General features: G+C 32.5%; 12 protein-coding genes and 1 pseudogene. 1 reads left to right on the top strand and 12 read right to left on the bottom strand.

Annotated features, from left to right (window positions below; all coding sequences use genetic code 11):
- Window positions 1-43: 43 nt before the first annotated feature.
- The 11 genes and pseudogenes from SJY34_RS04290 to tilS all read right to left on the bottom strand — a co-directional run bounded on the left by SJY34_RS04290 (window position 44) and on the right by tilS (window position 17364).
- Window positions 44-1405, bottom strand: coding sequence for a hypothetical protein (locus SJY34_RS04290; protein WP_400079230.1), 1362 nt, complete (start codon window positions 1403-1405; stop codon window positions 44-46).
- The gene (locus tag SJY34_RS04295; protein WP_400079232.1) at window positions 1402-1956 is read right to left on the bottom strand and encodes an RNA polymerase sigma factor; all 555 of its coding nucleotides are present in this window, start codon (window positions 1954-1956) and stop codon (window positions 1402-1404) included. Before SJY34_RS04295 ends, SJY34_RS04290 begins: the two co-directional genes overlap by 4 nt.
- Window positions 1957-2046: 90 nt before the next feature.
- Window positions 2047-2466, bottom strand: a complete 420-nt coding sequence (locus tag SJY34_RS04300; RefSeq protein ID WP_400079234.1) for a hypothetical protein — start codon at window positions 2464-2466, stop codon at window positions 2047-2049.
- 68 nt (window positions 2467-2534) lie between these two features.
- Complete coding sequence (locus SJY34_RS04305) at window positions 2535-3803, bottom strand: hypothetical protein (RefSeq protein ID WP_400079236.1); 1269 nt, start codon at window positions 3801-3803, stop codon at window positions 2535-2537.
- Window positions 3804-3964: 161 nt separating this feature from the next.
- Window positions 3965-5504: pseudogene (locus tag SJY34_RS04310) on the bottom strand (YifB family Mg chelatase-like AAA ATPase).
- A 102-nt stretch (window positions 5505-5606) separates the two neighbouring features.
- Entirely contained in the window at window positions 5607-7598 is a 1992-nt protein-coding gene (locus SJY34_RS04315; RefSeq protein WP_400079238.1) for an IPT/TIG domain-containing protein, read from the bottom strand.
- Window positions 7599-9626: an IPT/TIG domain-containing protein gene (locus SJY34_RS04320; RefSeq protein ID WP_400079240.1), complete on the bottom strand. Its 2028-nt coding sequence runs from the start codon at window positions 9624-9626 to the stop codon at window positions 7599-7601. It abuts the gene before it with no gap.
- 117 nt (window positions 9627-9743) lie between these two features.
- Window positions 9744-13301: a T9SS type A sorting domain-containing protein gene (locus SJY34_RS04325; RefSeq protein ID WP_400079242.1), complete on the bottom strand. Its 3558-nt coding sequence runs from the start codon at window positions 13299-13301 to the stop codon at window positions 9744-9746.
- 23 nt (window positions 13302-13324) lie between these two features.
- Entirely contained in the window at window positions 13325-14293 is a 969-nt protein-coding gene (locus tag SJY34_RS04330) for a YheT family hydrolase (protein ID WP_400079244.1), read from the bottom strand.
- An 81-nt stretch (window positions 14294-14374) separates the two neighbouring features.
- Window positions 14375-15997: an adenine deaminase gene (ade, locus tag SJY34_RS04335; RefSeq protein WP_400079246.1), complete on the bottom strand. Its 1623-nt coding sequence runs from the start codon at window positions 15995-15997 to the stop codon at window positions 14375-14377.
- Window positions 15998-16044: 47 nt separating this feature from the next.
- The gene (tilS, locus tag SJY34_RS04340) at window positions 16045-17364 is read right to left on the bottom strand and encodes a tRNA lysidine(34) synthetase TilS (RefSeq protein ID WP_400079248.1); all 1320 of its coding nucleotides are present in this window, start codon (window positions 17362-17364) and stop codon (window positions 16045-16047) included.
- Window positions 17365-17483: 119 nt separating this feature from the next.
- Here tilS and SJY34_RS04345 point away from each other — a divergent pair, with 119 nt between their 5' ends.
- Entirely contained in the window at window positions 17484-18173 is a 690-nt protein-coding gene (locus SJY34_RS04345; RefSeq protein WP_400079250.1) for a hypothetical protein, read from the top strand.
- 101 nt (window positions 18174-18274) lie between these two features.
- On the opposite strand, the gene SJY34_RS04350 is transcribed toward SJY34_RS04345, so the two are convergent.
- Entirely contained in the window at window positions 18275-18892 is a 618-nt protein-coding gene (locus SJY34_RS04350) for a hypothetical protein (RefSeq protein ID WP_400079252.1), read from the bottom strand.
- Window positions 18893-18929: the final 37 nt, after the last annotated feature.

The following is an 18929-nucleotide window of genomic DNA, read 5'->3' on the forward strand; positions in this document are numbered from 1 at the left end:
TTATTTATAATTTAAAGAATTGAATAGCATCTTTGTTATTTACCTAAAATCTATATCGCAATCCAAACAAAGCCCTAAACTGAGTATTCTTAAAATTTTGATTGTTATTATCTATTGGTTTTTGAAAGTAATTATAACTCGGCTCTAGAAAAAGATTCAACTCTTTTGTCAGTTTATAAGAGATATTAGAGTTGATAGTAGCACCAAAAATTGTGCTATCAACACCAAGACTTTCTCCTATTCCTTCATTATTTAGAAAAGCTCTATTATTAGCTAAAAAATTCACATTTCCACCTATGCCTAGTGATATATTATATGTCTGTTGACTAAGTAAATCATAAGATATTTCTATAGGCAACTGAATGTAATCAAATTGCTGTTGTAAATTGCCTTCGTTGATATTGCCTTCAAAAGAAGATAGATCAGTAAAAGATTCTTGAGAACCAAAAATAAATATGTTTTGATCCCTTACAATACTTTGAGAGGTATCTGAACTAGAGTACAGTACATTGTTTATTTCTTGACCTAATATGTTCTTACCAACACCAGATTTTACAATTAGCCTATCTGAAATAGAATAGCCTAATTTAAAAGCATACACAAAGTCATTTTGAGGCGTCGTATTTACAGATGTCCCTTGAAGAGATGATTCTGAGACCGTATTAGATAATCCTCCTAAAACTTCAACAGACCATTTTGAACTTACATCTGTTTTAAAATCTATATCATCTTCAGAATCCTCGTTTATAGTTAGAAGTTCTTCAGATAAGCTAAACGAATCGACATCAGCATATTTAGTTACAGAGCCAATACTTGCAAAAACTTTTTCGTTGTTGAAGTTTCTTATACTTTTATTTTTTAATTGCGACACAAAACTAGTTCTTTCATCGCCTTTACCGATCTTGTCTTTATTTATGATTTGAGGATAATTAGTAGTTAGCCTCAACTTTTCTTTTTTTGAAGAGCCTTTTTTAACGGAATTCAATGGCTCTTCTTCCTTATTAAAATCTTCGCTTCTTTCCGAGCGTTTATTTTGATTAGCCACTTTCTCCTGTAATTCTTGCAAATCATTTGGCTTTTGGAGTAAAGAATCTTCTGTTAAAATGACCTCATTATCTATTTCGGTAGTCTGTATTTCCGCTTCCTTTATAGTATCGTTATCAGTCCGATATTCTATATCTGTAATTTCCTTTGCAGGTTTATCATTTGGCTCCGGAGAACCTGTAATAATATATCCAAAAAGTAAAACCAATACAGCAGCTGCCGAGCCCCATAAAAAAATGATTCGTCTCTTCTTCTTTTTAGGATGAAGTCTTGCCTCTATATTATCCCATAACTCCTCAGGAGGCTTTTTTGAAAAGTCTTCTAATCCACCATATATGTCTTCAATATTATCCTTCTTCATGATACTTTCTTGTTTAATTCTTCATCAATTTTTAACCTTAATACGCTTTTAGCTCTACTCAATAATGATTTTGATGACCCAACAGCCATTTTGAGCTTATCTGCTATAGCCCTATGACTAAAGCCTTCAAAAACATAAAGATTGAAAACCATTCTGTAATTATCTGGTAATTGCTGTATATGTTCTAATAACTCATCTTGAGATATTTCAATCCTATTTTTGCTCGTGGAATCCTCAATGTCACTGTTTAGCTCAACATCTTCCATTGCAACATGAAGACGACGTTGTTTTTTTCGTAAAACTTCTAAAGCTTCATTGACAAAAATACGCTTTGCCCATCCCTCAAAACTTCCTTGGAATTTATATTGATCAATCTTTTGAAATAGAATAATAAAAGCATCTTGGAATACATCATCTGCTTCGGTTTTATTTTTCATATATTTTAGACAAATACCATACAATACAGGAGAAAGCAACGTGTATAATTCACGCTGCCCTTCCCTATCTTGCTTAACACATTTTTGTATGAGGGTTTGTAGTTTTTTATCCAAGCTGGTTTTATCTATATGTTCATTAAGGTCTTCTTTTTATGGTTAGATATAGAGCTTTTGTCTAAAACAAATTATAAGTAAGCTTGGTAATTAATCAACATTTACGCTCAAAACTTCATTACATGATTCGCCGTTACATATCTCTAAATTATCGATTGTTAAGCTATCGACTTTAATTCCGCCGCAGCATTCGCCCTCTACAAATGTTGAGGAGATTTCCATATTTAATTCGTTTCCACCCACAACTATATTAATAGGATCCTCTGCACTTAAGAATATTGTAATTTGATTATTCATTGTATTAATATAGAAATCTAGCGATGCGCTATTCTGTGTCATTGTTATTTCCGTTTCAGGCGAGATGGTCAATATATTTTGATCGTTTTCCAAAAATATTACTTCAATTATATCACCACCAAAGCATCCTATTACGGAACAATTAATACTTTCATCATCTGAGCAAGACCCGATTGATATGATACTAAAAATTGAAACAATTATTTTTTTCATTTTATGAAACATTTTTATTAATGAAGATAAACACTTATAAATCTTTGGTTATATCGTATTTACTTTTTTCAAAATTGAATGGTACTCATAAGTTCCAATCCATAATCACCTTTATATTTATATTGATGAATTACATTTTCACCCACTGCAATTAAATGAGATGGCAATGGTATAACGTCTTTTGTAGTAATCTCGTAGGTGTTTTTTAACACTATACTGATAGGGTTTTGAGCATCAAAAACATTTAGTCCCTGACTATTACATACATACAATACGTCATTTTTGATTCCTAAACCATATGGTTTGGTTAAAAAGTATGTAGAATATTCAGTAGGCATATCGATATCCGAAATATCAATCACATTTATTTGGTCCAAAATAGCTCCACAAGTATTACCTCCCCTTACAGTTATATATGCTGTATTGCCGTGTACCACTACTGGATCACAGCCTGTGGCATGTATAAAAGATGAGGTATAAGTTGGGTTAAATTCATTTTCTAAACTCACAATGTGCATGCCATTAGTTGCTCCAATGAACAAAAATTCTTTTTGAATAAAAGTAGTTTCTAACTCACCTCCAAGCCAACCTCCAAGCCAGTTTTCTGACACTAATGATATGGAATTGTAATCTGTAATATCAAACGTATTTAACTTGAACTCATCTAATGTATAGAGTGCATTATCATAAATCTGAAATTTGGCATAAGAACCACCAGTACCAATATTATCTGCTGTTGCTACTCCATCAAAATTATTAAGAAAGGTTTCCATACTCCAATTATAAATGCTTGAATCATTATCTGCTTCATCCTTTTCCATAGTAACCGTTACGTAATCAGAAATAAACTCATCCGCATTTGAAGGATATATGTCCTGATAGTAACCTGTATTATTAGGAAACAATGCATAAAATGACAACATATCCTCTTCTATCTTAACAAGTTGAATATTGGACACGTTACTAATATCAAAAACCACCAAATCCATGAAATTATCCGCGTATAGAATATTATTTTTAATAGAGATATCATTTACACCTTCTAACTGTATAAATGCCATATTCTGAGGATTTTCAGGATTCTCATTATTAAAAATATGTATACCCGAATGCTGTGCTATATAGAACAATAAATCGTCATAAACATATATTTTACCATCTGAATTCGTAGGCTGAGGGCTGGTGACTTCAATCGAGTTTCTAAATTCTGATTTGGATTTTATTACAGGAACAATTACTGATACTGGATCTTGAAATCCATCATCATCCTTATTACAATTTACAAATTGTAAACATAAGGTTACAACTAAAAGCAAGGGTAAAATTCTATGTTTCATCTGTTTAAATTTAATAGTGTTTTATTATAAGATGAAAAAAAATCAAAAGGTTGCAGTAATTTATGAAATATTTTTTTAGACTTTAGATTGTTTGGTTACACTATTTACAACCTTATGTAGTTACTAATTGACCTTGAGATTCCTGCTTACGTAAGAATTTGTTATCCCAACCAACCATCACGATCCAAACTACGATACTGAATCGCCTCACTAATGTGAGCACCTAAAACATCTTTAGACCCTTCTAAATCAGCTATTGTCCTTGCAACTTTTAGAATTCTATCATAAGCTCTAGCAGAAAGGTTTAAGCGTTCCATCGCAGACTTTAATAGCTGCATTGACGCCTCATCTAACTTACAATATTTTCTGATTTGTTTTGTATTCATTTGGGCATTGTAATGAATGTTTTCTAAATCCTTAAAACGTACCGTTTGCTCTTCTTCTGGCTTTAGTGACACGCTTTCTAATATCAACGGATGATTCCCCTTTTCTATCATCAGAAAGCTTTTCAAAAGGCACAGGAGTCACTTCTATATGAATATCAATACGATCTAACAAAGGGCCTGAAATCTTTCCCATATAACGTTGCATTTCTGCTGGTGACGATGTTATTGGTGCATCAGGATCGTTAAAATAACCGCTAGGACTCGGATTCATACTTGCCACCAACATAAACGATGATGGATAGGTCACGGTAAATTTTGCTCTAGAAATTGTGACCTCTCTATCTTCTAAAGGCTGACGCATAACCTCTAAAACTTCCCGCTTAAATTCTGGCAATTCGTCTAAAAACAGAACTCCATTATGTGATAAGGATATTTCTCCTGGTTGTGGATAGCTTCCTCCACCAACTAATGCGACGTTTGAGATCGTATGATGTGGACTTCTAAAAGGTCGCTGAGCCATCAATCCGGCATGTGCTTTTACTCTGCCAACTACAGAATGTATTTTTGTCGTTTCCAAAGCTTCATGTAAAGTCATAGGTGGTAAAATACTTGGCAAGCGTTTGGCCAGCATCGTTTTACCAGAACCTGGAGGACCAATGAGAATTATGTTATGTCCACCTGCTGCTGCAATTTCCATACAGCGTTTTATACTTTCTTGTCCTTTGACATCTGCAAAATCAAATTCTGGAAAATCTAGGTTTTTATAAAACTCTTCTCTTGTGTTTATAACGGTTTGTTCAAGTTCATCACCTTTGTCAAAATGATTGATGACTTGAGTAATATTATCAACACCATAGACCTTTAAATCATCTACGATAGCGGCTTCCTTAGCATTCTGACTTGGTAGAATAAAGCCTTTAAAACCTTCTTCTCTGGCTTTTACAGCAATTGGTAACGCTCCTTTGATGGGTTGCAAACTTCCGTCTAGAGATAACTCACCCATGATGAGGTAATCTTCTAAATTCTCAGCTTTTATTTGATTAGATGCTGCAAGAATACCAACTGCTAAAGTCAAATCGTATGAGGAACCCTCTTTACGTAAATCGGCTGGTGCCATATTAATGGTAATCTTCTTCCCTGGAATTCTGAAACCGTTATTCTGAAGTGCAGCAGCAATACGATAATTACTTTCTTTAATAGCGTTATCTGGAAGACCTACTAAGTGGTAACCAACACCCTTATCTACATTAACCTCAACAGTAATGGTTGAAGCTTCAACACCAAAAACGGCACTGGCGAAAACTTTTTTGAGCATGAATGATTAGTTTTCTTAAAAGTAGGAAAACCCATTGCAATAAAAAAACCTTTCAAAATATTATCTTGAATACCATAATATTTTGACTAATAATAGTACCTATTATAATCTAGTTAAATCAACCTTAAGTAAATGATATGAAGAATTATAAGCGATTATTTGCACATATATATAGTTACCTCTTTCAAATATACCTGTAATTGAATAGTCATCATTGGGAAAAAAATTGAATAATTCTGTCCATGAATAATTCGTTGTATCAAAAACCATTACTGGATTACTAACAACAGAATTACCAAAATCTTTTATAAAGTAAAATTTCTCATCCTTAAAAATATAACGTGGAGCCGTATAGTCCCTAAACTGTATAGGAAATGTATTAGCAATTAACACATATTCATTACCATTATATCTATACAAATCAGTTGCTACAGAATACGGACCTTCGATATAATAAGATTCATTTTCAGCGTAAAATCTTTTATGAAATGGCGAAGAAATTGTATTACTTATCGATTGCCACACATTATTGTTTATAGAATAACTATAGTAACTTCCTTGTGGTGGATTTTCACCTCCCAAACCTACAATAATCTCATTATTATGAAACGCTAAAACAGCATTACCCGTCTCACCATCAGGTAAATCAGCTAAAGGCTCTATATTAAAGCTACTAAGATTAACTTTGAAAAAATTATTACTTTGCCTAGAGTAAAGCATATAGATATATCCATCACTAGAATTTATAAATCTTACTGAACTATCACCACTTACTGGCATATTTATAAGTTGCTCGTCATAAAATTCATTGTCCGATTCTGAATATTTATTTATAATCAATTCAAAAGAGTTAAATAAGTCAAATCCGTAAACATATATATTGTCATTAAATATTTGATAACCTTGTATGGGAACATTTGCATGATCGGTCACTTCAATTGCAGAATCTAAAATTGTAAATGGACTTTCAGAAGAAATAATTTCATCACTTGTTTTAACTGTAATTGTGGGATTCCAATCTACATAAGGCCCTTGTGGAACTTGAACCGCAATTCTATTTGTGCTGCCATCGGATGGTTGATAAGTATCTCCGAGTACACCATCAAAGTAGACTTCATTATTAAAGTAAATTGGGCTTATATTGTCTACAAAGATATCAATGGTATCAAAAATATTTCCACTAGTTGTATAAGATGTAATTACTGGCGCTTTCATTGTGATTGCATTTTGTAACTCCACTTCTTGTAGGTTGCTTTCAATCTTAATTGAAGGACTAGCGCTTACAACATTGTCTGGTATTCTTATGGTTAAAGATGTCTTACTTTTCTGAACTATAACCGCCTCAATATCATCGACATAAACTTTTAGATATTGCGGATTAACATCTTCAAAATGATTACCAGAAATAACCACTTCTTCTCTATACGTAACATTATTAGGAGAAATTGACTCAATAACAGGAGGTAGAAGCTGATAATTAAGAGCTGTATTTATAACATTCCCAAAATAATTGACTTGTATTTCTGAGACGGGATCACCGTCGTAATAAGGAACTTCACAGATTATGCTATTACCATCAATACTAATATTTGTTGCTTCTTCACTACTAAACAAAACAACTATACCATTGATATATGCCTCACTTAATTCAACATCAGTAACGATTTCAACAGCGTCTTTAAAATCTCCTTGACTAGGCGAAATACTCAGGAAAGAAGCATCAGCACTTCCTGTAGAAAGGAATGACTCTTCCAAACCATAATATGTTTCGGATTCTGTAATAATATAAGCACGGAATTTATATTCTTGATTTACATAAAGTCCAGCAGTAATAGTTGTTGTATTTACTCCATCCGTTGGATCTGTTAATAGGATATTTAAAAATGACCCTATACTGAAATTGTACACCTCAAAACCCAATACTGCCTGATTGTTGAAATTTTGAAAATTACCACTGAGAATAACGCCTCCCTCTGACAACACTTGGCTTGAACCTGTAACTACAGAAGGAGGAACAACCTCATCGTCTGAATTACAACCAATACATAAAAACAATAAAATAACTAAATTGGTAAGCTTAATTTTGTTTCTCATTTAATTTAAATATGAAGCATTTAATTTTAGCATTCTCGTGTTATTTATATAAGAGTCGCGAAAAGATCTGTATAAAATTCCATTATGATTAAAAATACTTTGTGAACTAATCCCAGTAGCAACAAAGCTTGGTATGTCATTATACGTATACCATGTATCGGTTATAGGATCATATTCATGTAAATAAAAATTATCAAAATAGCCTTTACCGTTAATTGAAGTACCTACATGTCCGCCAGGAAAATCTGAAATAGCAATTGGTAAATCTGACCTACTGATAACTGTATTTGTAATTGTATTCAATTCCCAAAAATCTGTATGGTAACCGTTCTGACCAGCACCTATATAAATGCTATCATCTATTATAAATGTTAGTGGGTTTCTTTTTGCATTAGAACTCGAATCAATACCTGGGAAATTTAAAACAAATTCCCAACTATCATTAATAATAGAATATCTCCATATATCTGCGAATGCATCGCCACCTATACTAGAATTAGACCCTAATCCAAAATAAATATAATCTCCAACTGTTTCAATTAACGCATTAGACCTATCTCCCCCTGGAAATGATGCTAATTCACTGATTTCATTTGTAAAAAAATCATAACTCCTAAAATTAATTTCTTGGTCATTGCCAACAAATGGAGATATCTCATAGGAATAAAGTTTTGTATCATAAAATGTATTTGTCGATCCAGCAACAATTTCATTCGGGAGTTCTGTATTGTTTATACTTTCAAATTCATAAGTTTCATCATTAAATTTTGCAACTGTAAAAAAATTATAAGGTATGTAATAAAGCGCATAAGTTTCGCCTATATAACTATGTGTACTTAACGAATTTGCAGAACTTACTTGAATCCATGGCTCATCAACACATATATTGGATTCATAAATAATTTCTTCTCCTAAATAATTTATTGTTACATTTTCTAAGTTAAAATCTTGATAAACGCCACCTGTTTGAGAATCTAAAACAATGCTATCTCTTGTTAAAGATTGTGGTGTAAAACTATTTTCACCTACTCTTAATGTAAAATTGTATCTTGGAAAATTCTCGCCATATATGGTAAAGTTTTCATCAAATGTGATACATTCTGGCACCCCTGTAATCGAAGGCATCAGAGCTGTTAGTTTATCATCGAACTCTATGCTCTGAAATTGACTTTTCAATCTTAATCTTGGCTGCAAATTATAATACGCACCAGCATTAACAAAAACAATTTCTGTTCTTGTACTTTCGAGTATTTGTAATGAAGAAAAATTACCATTAATTTCTACCTCTAGTCTATTTCTCAAATATTGTTTATGAAAATGATTTCCGGAAATTGTAAGTGTATCTGTCTCATAAGCAACGGATGGTGATATAGCATATACTTCTGGCGCATAGAGTGAAAAATCATCAAATATTGTTTCTTCTTGTGTTGATTTTTTAACTTTAATAGTAGAATAGGGATTCTGTAGATTAAATGAATAAGGGACTATACATTTTATTAGTGAATCATTTTTGATGATTGTTTCAGAATTTATTTCATCAAAAAAAATACTAGGATTAGATGAAAAGTATTTTCCTCTTATAGTAATAGTATCAGAAACATGTGCAATATTTGGCTCTACAGATTCAATCTGAGACGGCGAACTTCCATTCGATATAAATGATTTTTCTTCACCAAAGGTATAAGCATTACTGCTGTAAGCGAATGCTCTATAATAATAGGTCTGATCTTCATTTAAATCATTTCTGAAAGAAATCTCAAAATCACCATTATAAGTTCCTGATAAATTCTTTTGAATGTTATATGAGCTCATAGTCGTTTCACCTTCAAACTGAGATATTATAAAACCATAATTTAAATCTAATTCAACTCCGTTGATATTTCCTTTAAGTTTTACCCCACCTTCTGGAATCATTTCTGCTTGTAATGTTTCGACTGCAACATTTGCATTACTTGGTTCACTATTATCATCATGATTACAACTGACTACAGAAAAAATTAAAAGAAAGATTAGCGTTTTTTTGAGCATTAGTAATTTGTTTTCTGAAATTTAAGAAAATTGAACTTAACAAAAAACCTTTCAAAATAATATTTTGAAAGGTTTCTTTTTTAAAATGAGATTCTTCGCTATGCTCAGAATGACATATTAGTTTGTTATAAACTTTTTAGTCGATTTAAATTCACCTGATTGAATCTCCAAGAAATAAATCCCTTTAGATAAACTTGAAATATCTAAAGTATAATTATTAATGTTAGATATATCAATTGAAGTTAACTTACGCCCATTAATATCAATAATGGTAAGTTTATCCAAAATTAGATTAGACCTTATTTGTAATTTCTCTTTTGCAGGGTTTGGAAAGAGTTGAATTCTTTGTGTATTAACTTCATTAATACTTAATGGCTCAACAATTTCCGTAGTTGCCGTATTGGTTATAATTGGCGGATTAAAATCAAAATAAATATCGGCTACAGCACTAAAAACATCACCAACCTCAACATCTGACTTTGGCTTAATTTTAAAAGCTATAAAACCATGAGAATTTGGCTCATCATTTGTACTATCTGGTAAATTGATATTATTGAAAATAAAACTAACATCTGTTTGATTAACTATTTCTACTCGACCTGTATGACTTAAACTTTCTAATTGCATCGTTGCCCAATCTAATTTATCATCTAATACATGTTCTACGTTTACATTTATTGCACTTGCTGTACCTGTATTTTGAAAACGTATTAAATAATGTAAGTACTTATCTGCATCTTCTATTGTGATTTCTTCCCCTTCTAAAACTGCAATATCGTTAGGATCGTATGAACCTATTACAGTTTGTGCTAAAGTGAATACGTTATCTTCTTCGGTTTCATCACCAGAAACTGGGTTTATGGTTGCTGTTGCCACAAGTTCGTCACCCATGTTTGTGATTGGTGGTGTAAATACATTAAATTCTAAATCTATAGTGCGTGTCTCAAAAGGGTTTAAATCTGTAAAATCAAAGTTGAGTGTATTTGATGTTTGGGAACTAACCCTCTCACTAGCTGATAGAAACTGTATTTTAGCATCATCAAACTCAAAAGATACAGAACCATTTAGTTGAGTTGTACCAACGTTTTTATAAACCAATTGATACGTTGTATCAAAACCTGGTCTTGGCTCATCTATTGATGGGTAAATAGAAATATTTAAATCGTTAAATACACCTGTTGGTTCTATACAAAAATCAATAGTATCTGTATTACCTAGACCAACAAAACTTGAGGCTTGCGAAACTGGATTTGAAGTATAATAATTTGGTAAGTTTTCTATTTGTGTAGTGAAATCATCTTCGATGACATAAATTTCATACAAACCATTCCCATTTGTGAAATTTGTAAAGCTATTGATTCCATTATCAGAAACAATCATTAAACTTTGCAAATCTATATCGTTAATATCACAACCATCATTATTTATATCTAGTTTGAGTCGACCATTAATTTTATTACCTAAAACACCTAAATTCTTATACCAAACTATTTTATGATCTAGCTCTGATGCTGACATGACATCAATATCTCCATCACCATCTATGTCTGCGGCATAAACATCTCTAGCACCAACTACATTTGAAGAAATAATTTGTCTGCTACCAAAATCACCTAAACCATTAGTATTTTCATACCAAGATATTTTACCACCAAGTGAAATTGATGCTGATAATACATCCAAATCATTATCACCATCCAAGTCAGTCATATGAACTGATGTAGCACCTCCTTCTGATGTTAACAAAACCTGTTCACTACCATAACTACCCAAACCATCTATATTTTCATACCATGCTATTTTTGAACTGGTTAAAAAAGATGAAGATAATAAGTCTAAATCACCATCACCATCTATATCTCCTGAATAGACAGATATTTGGGCATCAGTTCCAGAATATACAACTTGTGAATTATCAAAATTACCCAAGCCATCTATATTTTTATGCAATATTAATTCACTTACCCCATCTTGTGTTTGTGTAACAGATAATACATCCATATCTCCATCATTATCAGCATCTAAAACATGTACAGATCTAGCATTATTAGACATATAAACAATCTGTTGGTCACCGAAAGTACCTTGACTATCTAAATTTTCATACCATGCTATTTTTCCATCAAGGAAAGAAGCTGACAGAACGTCCATGTCACCATCACCATCTAAGTCAGAAGCATAAACTGATCCCGCTTGAGAAGCAAGTGTGGTAATAATATTTTCATTTCCGAACATACCTAGACCATCAATATTCTCATACCATGCTATTTTACCATCATCTGCAGAAGCAGATAAAACATCTATATCACCATCTCCATCTATATCTGCTGCAAAAACACACCTTGCATCTTCAGCAAAACCTATATATTGCTGCCCACCAAAACCGCCAATACCATTAATATTTTCATACCAAGCTATTTCGTTGTCATAACTAAGTGCTGATAATACATCTTTGTCTCCATCACCATCTATATCAGCTGAAAACACTGAATAAGCACCTAGAGATGATGCTGTAATTGTCTCTTGAGAGCCAAAACCACCTAAACCTCCAATATTTTCGAACCAACTTATCCTAGAGCCTAAAGGCGATAAAACATCAACTGCACCATCGCCATTAATATCAGCAGCATATACTGTGTCTGGACTTCCCGATGATGCTACGATAACATTTTGATTACTAAAATTTCCTAAACCATCTATATTCTCATACCAGGCAATTTTTTTGTCTACAATAGATCCTGATAATATATCTATGTCACCATCATTATCAAAGTCAGCTGCAAATACAGAATTCGGACCATTGACTGATGTAGAGATAATTTCTTGGTCATACCAATTAAAATTACCTAATCCATCTGTATTCCTATACCAGGATATGTCGTCATCAAGATAAGACGATATAAGCACATCTAGGTGACCATCACTGTCAATATCAGCTGCAAATACAGAATTTGCACCATTAGCTGATGTGGTTATTACCTGTTGGTTACCAAAGGAACCTAGACCATCCAAATTTTCATACCAAGCTATTTTATCATCATTATACGAAGAAGACAACAAATCGATATCACCATCACTATCAATATCAGCTGCAAATATGGAATTTACACCATCAGCTGAAGTGGTAATAACCTGTTGGCTACTAAAAGAACCTTGACTATCAATATTCTCATACCAAGATACTTTATCTTGACCTGAGGATGAAGATATTATATCTATATCGCCATCATTATCTATATCAGCTGCAATTACAAAATTTACACCTGTGGCTGCAGTAATAAATTGTTCACCTCCAAAATTACCTTGACCATCCAAATTTTCATACCAAGCTAATACTCCATTACTTGATGATGCACATAATATGTCCATATCACCATCATTATCTAAGTCTGCCACAAATAAGGAATTCGCAAATTCAGCTATTGTACTAACTAAATGAGGTTTATAATAATTCCCAAGTCCATTAATATTCTCAAACCAAACTATTTTGTCATTAGAAATTGATGACCCAACTATGTCTATATCACCGTCACCATCAATATCTGAAGCAGATACTGCATTAGGATTTTGAAGGTATTGATAATCACTATTAATTATACTTTCCTCAAACCCAATCTGTCCAAAAGAAAACTGAAAAAGAAAAAATAAAATTAAAGGATTGTAAATATGTTTCATATAGTTTTTTCCTTATTGTGCAATTAAATACTTTTTACGGTTTTTACAAACTCCAAAGCACGCAACTCATTATAATAAATATTCCGTTTATCGATAAATCCTACATGCCCTCCATATTTTGGCATTTCTAAGAAAAGATTTGGATTATGCTTAGCTTCTCCAACAGGATAACATTCTGCGGATAAAAACGAATCATTAAGCGAGTTAATAATCAGTGAAGGCACATTAATATTTGGCAGAAATTGTAAGCTACTGGCTTTGTCATAATAATCCAAAGCATCCTTAAAACCATGTGCTTTTGAGGTATAAACATGATCAAAATCAATTAAAGTTTTAATTGAGTTAAAATCTGTAATTGATATATTTTCAGGGAATTGTTCTAATTTAGGTCTTAACTTATCTTTTAAATGCCCTAAAAATCGAATCGCATAATGTTTATTCTTTAAACTCAATAATTCATCGCAAGACTCTTTTAAATCGCAAGGTGTTGAAATGGCAATAATAGCTTTTAATTCTTTGGGCAAATAATTGCCTTCTCCTGCATATTTTAAAGCCATATTAGCTCCTAGACTTATGCCTTTTATGTAAATTTCATCGTATTGGTTTTTAGCTAATACATGCTTAACTGCTGCATCTAAATCTTCAGTTGCACCAGAATGGTAACTGCGATACAACAAATTAGGCTCTCCACTACAACCTCTAAAATTGACTCCAACGGCATCTATTCCATTATCATTAAATAGTTTTGCCGTTCCTGTAATATATGGTCGCTGCGCATGACCTTCTAGTCCATGTAATAGAATGATGACTTTATTACTTTTTTCCTTTGCATAACTCCAATCTAAATCTAAAAAATCACCATCTGGTAAAGTAATTCGCTCTCTTGTTTGTTCTACTCCATGTATTCGTCTTCCTAAACCAGAATACACCGTTGAGACAAAGCTTGTCTTTGCCCAAAATGGTGGTTTATAAGTGGACTCTACTACAGGCATAAAAAAGCCCCTTTAATTCCCCAGAGGGGAAAATGATGTGTCAATAAATCTGCCGCGAATTGTAACATTGAATTGTTATGGTTATGAAACTTCAAGATTAGTAAATTGAAATAAGCTTCCATTAAACAATCCTTTATCACTCAATTTTAACGATGGAATCACAAGCAAAGCCATAAAAGATAAACTCATATAAGGTGCATTAAGTTGGCTACCTAATTCTTTTGCTATTTTATCGAGTTCAGCATATTGCTTACCAATAGTTTCGGCGTTTTGATCACTCATGATTCCGGCCACTGGTAACGCAATTACCTTCTGCTCTGAATTGGAAACCGCACAAATGCCACCTTCATTTTCAACTAGAAGGTTTACGGCTTCACAAATGGCTTCATCAGACACACCAACAGCAATAATATTATGAGAATCATGACCAACGGAAGAGGCGATTGCACCTTCTTTTAATCCGAAGTTTTTGATGAATGCAATGGATGGTTTCTCATTTTTATAACGGTTAACAACCGTCATTTTGAGAACGTCTGTTTCTGTATTTGACACTAGATTTCCATCTTCGATTAAAGCATTTGCGATAATTTCATTGGTCACCAATTCACCATCCAAGCATTCTATAACTCTAATTTTATCGGCACTAGATTCGAACCTGAAATCTGAAATTTGTTTTTTATCAGTATTGAAATTATTCAAGTTTTCGAATTCTATATGTTTTATTTTTGAAACACCATTACTAAAAACCAATTCTCCATCGATATAGGTTTGAAGTGTTTTAAACGCTTTTAAGTTTTCCACTACAACCATATCGGCAACATCACCAACTTGCAATAAACCAACATCCAAATTATAATGCTTTACAGGGTTAATACAAGCAACTTGAAGAACCTTAAACACATCGATATCTTTTGCAACAGCTCTAGCGCATAATTGATTAATATGACCCAATAATAAATCATCTGGATGTTTATCATCGCTACAGAACATCATATTTTCATAGTGGTTATCTAGCAAATCGATTAAGGCTTCAAAATTTTTGGCTGCACTACCCTCTCGGATAATTACTTTCATTCCTTTTTGAAGTTTCTCTAAACCTTCTTCGTAAGTAAAACATTCGTGATCCGTAGAAATTCCTGCTGAAATATATTTTGTTAAATCATCCCCTCGTAATCCTGGTGCATGGCCATCGATAGGTTTATTATAATGTTTTGCCCATTCTATTTTTTTGAGAACTTCCTCATCATCATATATGACTCCTGGATAATTCATCATTTCAGCTAAATACTTAATATCTGGGTATTCCATTAAAGTCTTTATATCGTCTGAATCAATTACAGCTCCAGCCGACTCAAAACTTGTTGCAGGTACGCAACTCGGTGCTCCAAAATTGAACTTAAAAGGTGTTTGTTTACCGTTTTCTACCATAAACTCCACACCTTTTACACCAAGTACATTAGCAATTTCGTGTGGATCAGAAACTGTAGCAACTGTTCCGTGTTGCACAGCAACTTTAGCAAACTCAGAAGGCACCAACATTGAGCTTTCGATATGAATGTGAGCATCTACAAAACCTGGAAGTATATAATAATTCTCTTCACAATCTTTTTCTTCAATGGATATTATTTTACCGTTTTCGATGGTGATTTCTCCTTTGAAGATTTTGCGATTTAAGATGTCTACTATATTTCCTTTTAGTTTCATATGTTAAGATGTAAGACTTCTCGACTGCGCTCGAAGTAACAGTAGTTCTACTTTTGAAATTCTATTTTTAAGATTTGTTCTGTTGCATCTGTAGCTTTAAAACGTCCATCAGCTCGCTTACCAACAACCCAAATTACATTATCTTCTGATGTTAAAACCCAAATATTTTCTTTTTCTACTAAAGATAGTTTTTCATCTTTAAGGTATTTACTGATTTTCTTTTTGCCTTTCATTCCTGAAGGAAAAAAGAAATCTCCCGCTTTCCATAGTCTTAACTCTAGTGGGAAACTCAACTTATCTCTATCAACAAAAATCATGCTTTTTGAGGAATTAACGATTGCGTCAGCTTCATCAAATAATAAAATACCAAGAGGTGTCTCTAATTTTGTATCATTATCCTTAATAAGGTGAGATTCTTCGCGTTGCTCAGAATGATATAGATCTGTTAAAATTAAATAGTCACGATGCTTTATTAAACGATGCGTACTTGAAAATACCTGTTTGCCCGATTCTGCATCTAATAAAGCCACTACATCATTCCATTCGGTAAAACCAAAATCCTTAAACATTTCAAATAAATAAGCTTTTGGATTATTTACTTTTTTGAATTCTGATACTTTATAAGTCACGCCATTACCATCTATCTCAGTAATAGAGCGCTTGGCAACAGCATTAAGGCTTTCTTCAACGATATCTGCAGTGTCATTAAGATTATCTAAGGTATTTTGAAAACTATTAAGCAACTGAGGATTAATTTCTTTTAAAATAGGTACTACCTCGTGACGCAATTTATTCCTCAAATACTTTCGAGAAGAATTACTACTATCTTCTCGCCATTTAATGTTATTTTCTTTAGCATAAACTTCAATCTGTTCTCTAGAAAATTGTAACAAAGGCCTTACGATGTTATCATTAACTTCTGAAATTCCTGTTAAGCCATTTAGTCCTGTTCCGCGCGTAAAATTGATTAAAAAGGTCTCAAGATTATCCTCTGCATGATGTGCTGTAAGGATATAATCAAAATGTAATTGCCCTGCCAATTCCTTAAACCAGTTGTATCGTAATTCGCGCGCTGCCATTTGGATGGAACGTTTATGTTCATCTGCATAAGCTTGTGTATCAAAGTTTTGAATAAATACTTCAACATCTAATGCTTCTGCAAGCTCTAAAACAAATTCTTCATCGTCATTGCTTTCTTCACCTCTAAGATTGAAATTACAATGTGCTAAGGCAAAGTCTAGTTTTAATTCTTCACATAAATGCGATAAAACAACACTATCAATACCTCCCGAAACGGCAATTAATAATGGTGTTTCTTTTAAGAATTCTAAGTTAGTATTAATATGTTTTCTAAAGATTTTTAGCATTAGGTAAAGATACAATAATGGCAAAGGCATACAATTCTAGTTATTATAAAATGACAATTATCATAAAAAACTGTAATCTTATTAGGTAGCTTTATACGAACATTTTAAAATTTAGGATTATGAGCACATTTGCAGAACTATCATCTAAATCTGCACAAACTGCCTTCGACAAAAAGGTGCTTTCTGCAGTACAACATTTACATCCTTATGTAAAACATAGAATTTATATAGCTGAGTCCACTGGTATCATACCAAAGAATATGTATTCATCTAATGGTATTATTGATGAGAGTATCATAGAATTATATAGTCACGGTTTTAATATTGAAGCTGAAGCAATGGCAGTAAAACTAGAACTTTTTAAGATAGTAGATAATTATATGAATGAGCTCTTTAAAAAAGAGGCTTATCATAAAAACACTATTAGTACTGATTCAATTCTTAAGGACGAGCTTTCTAAACTAGGTGAAGACTATACGATAGATGCCGATTTAGATTTAATATTAAATACGGAGTTAAATGATATTTCTTATCACCAAGATCATAACAACCATTTGTATTTATATGCTGATAAAGAAACATCCATCTTAAAAGCTTTTGAATTAGAGGATTTATCAGCTTCTCAACCACCCAAGGTTTTTGGACGTTTTTATAATTGGCTACCTATTAATATCTCGAATATTGTGGATTTGTACATATTTGGAAATCTAAATTTCGGAGATATTGCTAAAATCAAAAATATAGAAACATCGCGCGTAGAACTTATTTTTGAAAAGGTAAAAAAGAGTTTTAGACGGCATTTGGAATAAAAACTATGGGCATTAAAAGCCTATGACTGAAACGAAGTATTAAAAAGTTTTCGAAATTTAAGGTATACTCTCTTCTTGTTCCTAAAATTATATAGCGCTACCTACTCAACTGTGAAAAAATATTGATCTTGAGTTCCAACTCGTGTAAAGGTATTATCACAGCCATCAAACTTTATAATATTGCCAAGTGTATTATAGGGTTCAAAGATTTGAACATTATTATTTTCTTCTGTTGTATAGACTAAGTTAAATCCATTAACAATGACATAATCTCCAGGTTCACTTATTGTAATACTCAAACGGTAAGAATAGATGAGATTATCTTCCGATAATTCCGGAACATACTCTATAGCACCAAAGCAACTACTATTAAACTGCTCTCCAATTATATAATTCACCTCTATATTGCCCACTATTTCTGCATTAAGTTCAAATAAAGAATCGTTAAGTTTTAGTACAAATATAGCGTCCCTCAATAGCGTATTATCTGTTACTAAATCTGGTGTGTTGTTTTGATTACAGGTGTTTGGAACCATAGATGAAATTTCACCTGTTAAAAATATGGCTTCGTCTGTAGCATAAGTTTCAGAAACATTTTCAATTGATGCTACAAATGGGTCAGGCCTTTCAAATCCACATATGTCATTATCAACACTATCGCATGATAAAGCCATTAAAACAATTAGCAACATGAATAGTTTAAGATTTTTTGTTATCATAATTTGTGTTTTAAAAGACGAACAGTGCTGTTTGACG

Origin of the sequence: Winogradskyella sp. R77965 (assembly GCF_044594915.1) — a bacterium.
GTDB lineage: Bacteria > Bacteroidota > Bacteroidia > Flavobacteriales > Flavobacteriaceae > Winogradskyella.

What these genes read in the sequence shown, in the direction of transcription:
- SJY34_RS04315 (WP_400079238.1), bottom strand. Translation starts at nt 7,598, where the DNA reads ATGAGAAACAAAATTAAGCTTACCAATTTAGTTATTTTATTGTTTTTA.
- tilS (WP_400079248.1), bottom strand. Translation starts at nt 17,364, where the DNA reads ATGCTAAAAATCTTTAGAAAACATATTAATACTAACTTAGAATTCTTA.
- ade (WP_400079246.1), bottom strand. Translation starts at nt 15,997, where the DNA reads ATGAAACTAAAAGGAAATATAGTAGACATCTTAAATCGCAAAATCTTC.
- SJY34_RS04325 (WP_400079242.1), bottom strand. Translation starts at nt 13,301, where the DNA reads ATGAAACATATTTACAATCCTTTAATTTTATTTTTTCTTTTTCAGTTT.
- SJY34_RS04305 (WP_400079236.1), bottom strand. Translation starts at nt 3,803, where the DNA reads ATGAAACATAGAATTTTACCCTTGCTTTTAGTTGTAACCTTATGTTTA.
- SJY34_RS04330 (WP_400079244.1), bottom strand. Translation starts at nt 14,293, where the DNA reads ATGCCTGTAGTAGAGTCCACTTATAAACCACCATTTTGGGCAAAGACA.
- SJY34_RS04350 (WP_400079252.1), bottom strand. Translation starts at nt 18,892, where the DNA reads ATGATAACAAAAAATCTTAAACTATTCATGTTGCTAATTGTTTTAATG.
- SJY34_RS04300 (WP_400079234.1), bottom strand. Translation starts at nt 2,466, where the DNA reads ATGAAAAAAATAATTGTTTCAATTTTTAGTATCATATCAATCGGGTCT.
- SJY34_RS04290 (WP_400079230.1), bottom strand. Translation starts at nt 1,405, where the DNA reads ATGAAGAAGGATAATATTGAAGACATATATGGTGGATTAGAAGACTTT.
- SJY34_RS04345 (WP_400079250.1), top strand. Translation starts at nt 17,484, where the DNA reads ATGAGCACATTTGCAGAACTATCATCTAAATCTGCACAAACTGCCTTC.
- SJY34_RS04320 (WP_400079240.1), bottom strand. Translation starts at nt 9,626, where the DNA reads ATGCTCAAAAAAACGCTAATCTTTCTTTTAATTTTTTCTGTAGTCAGT.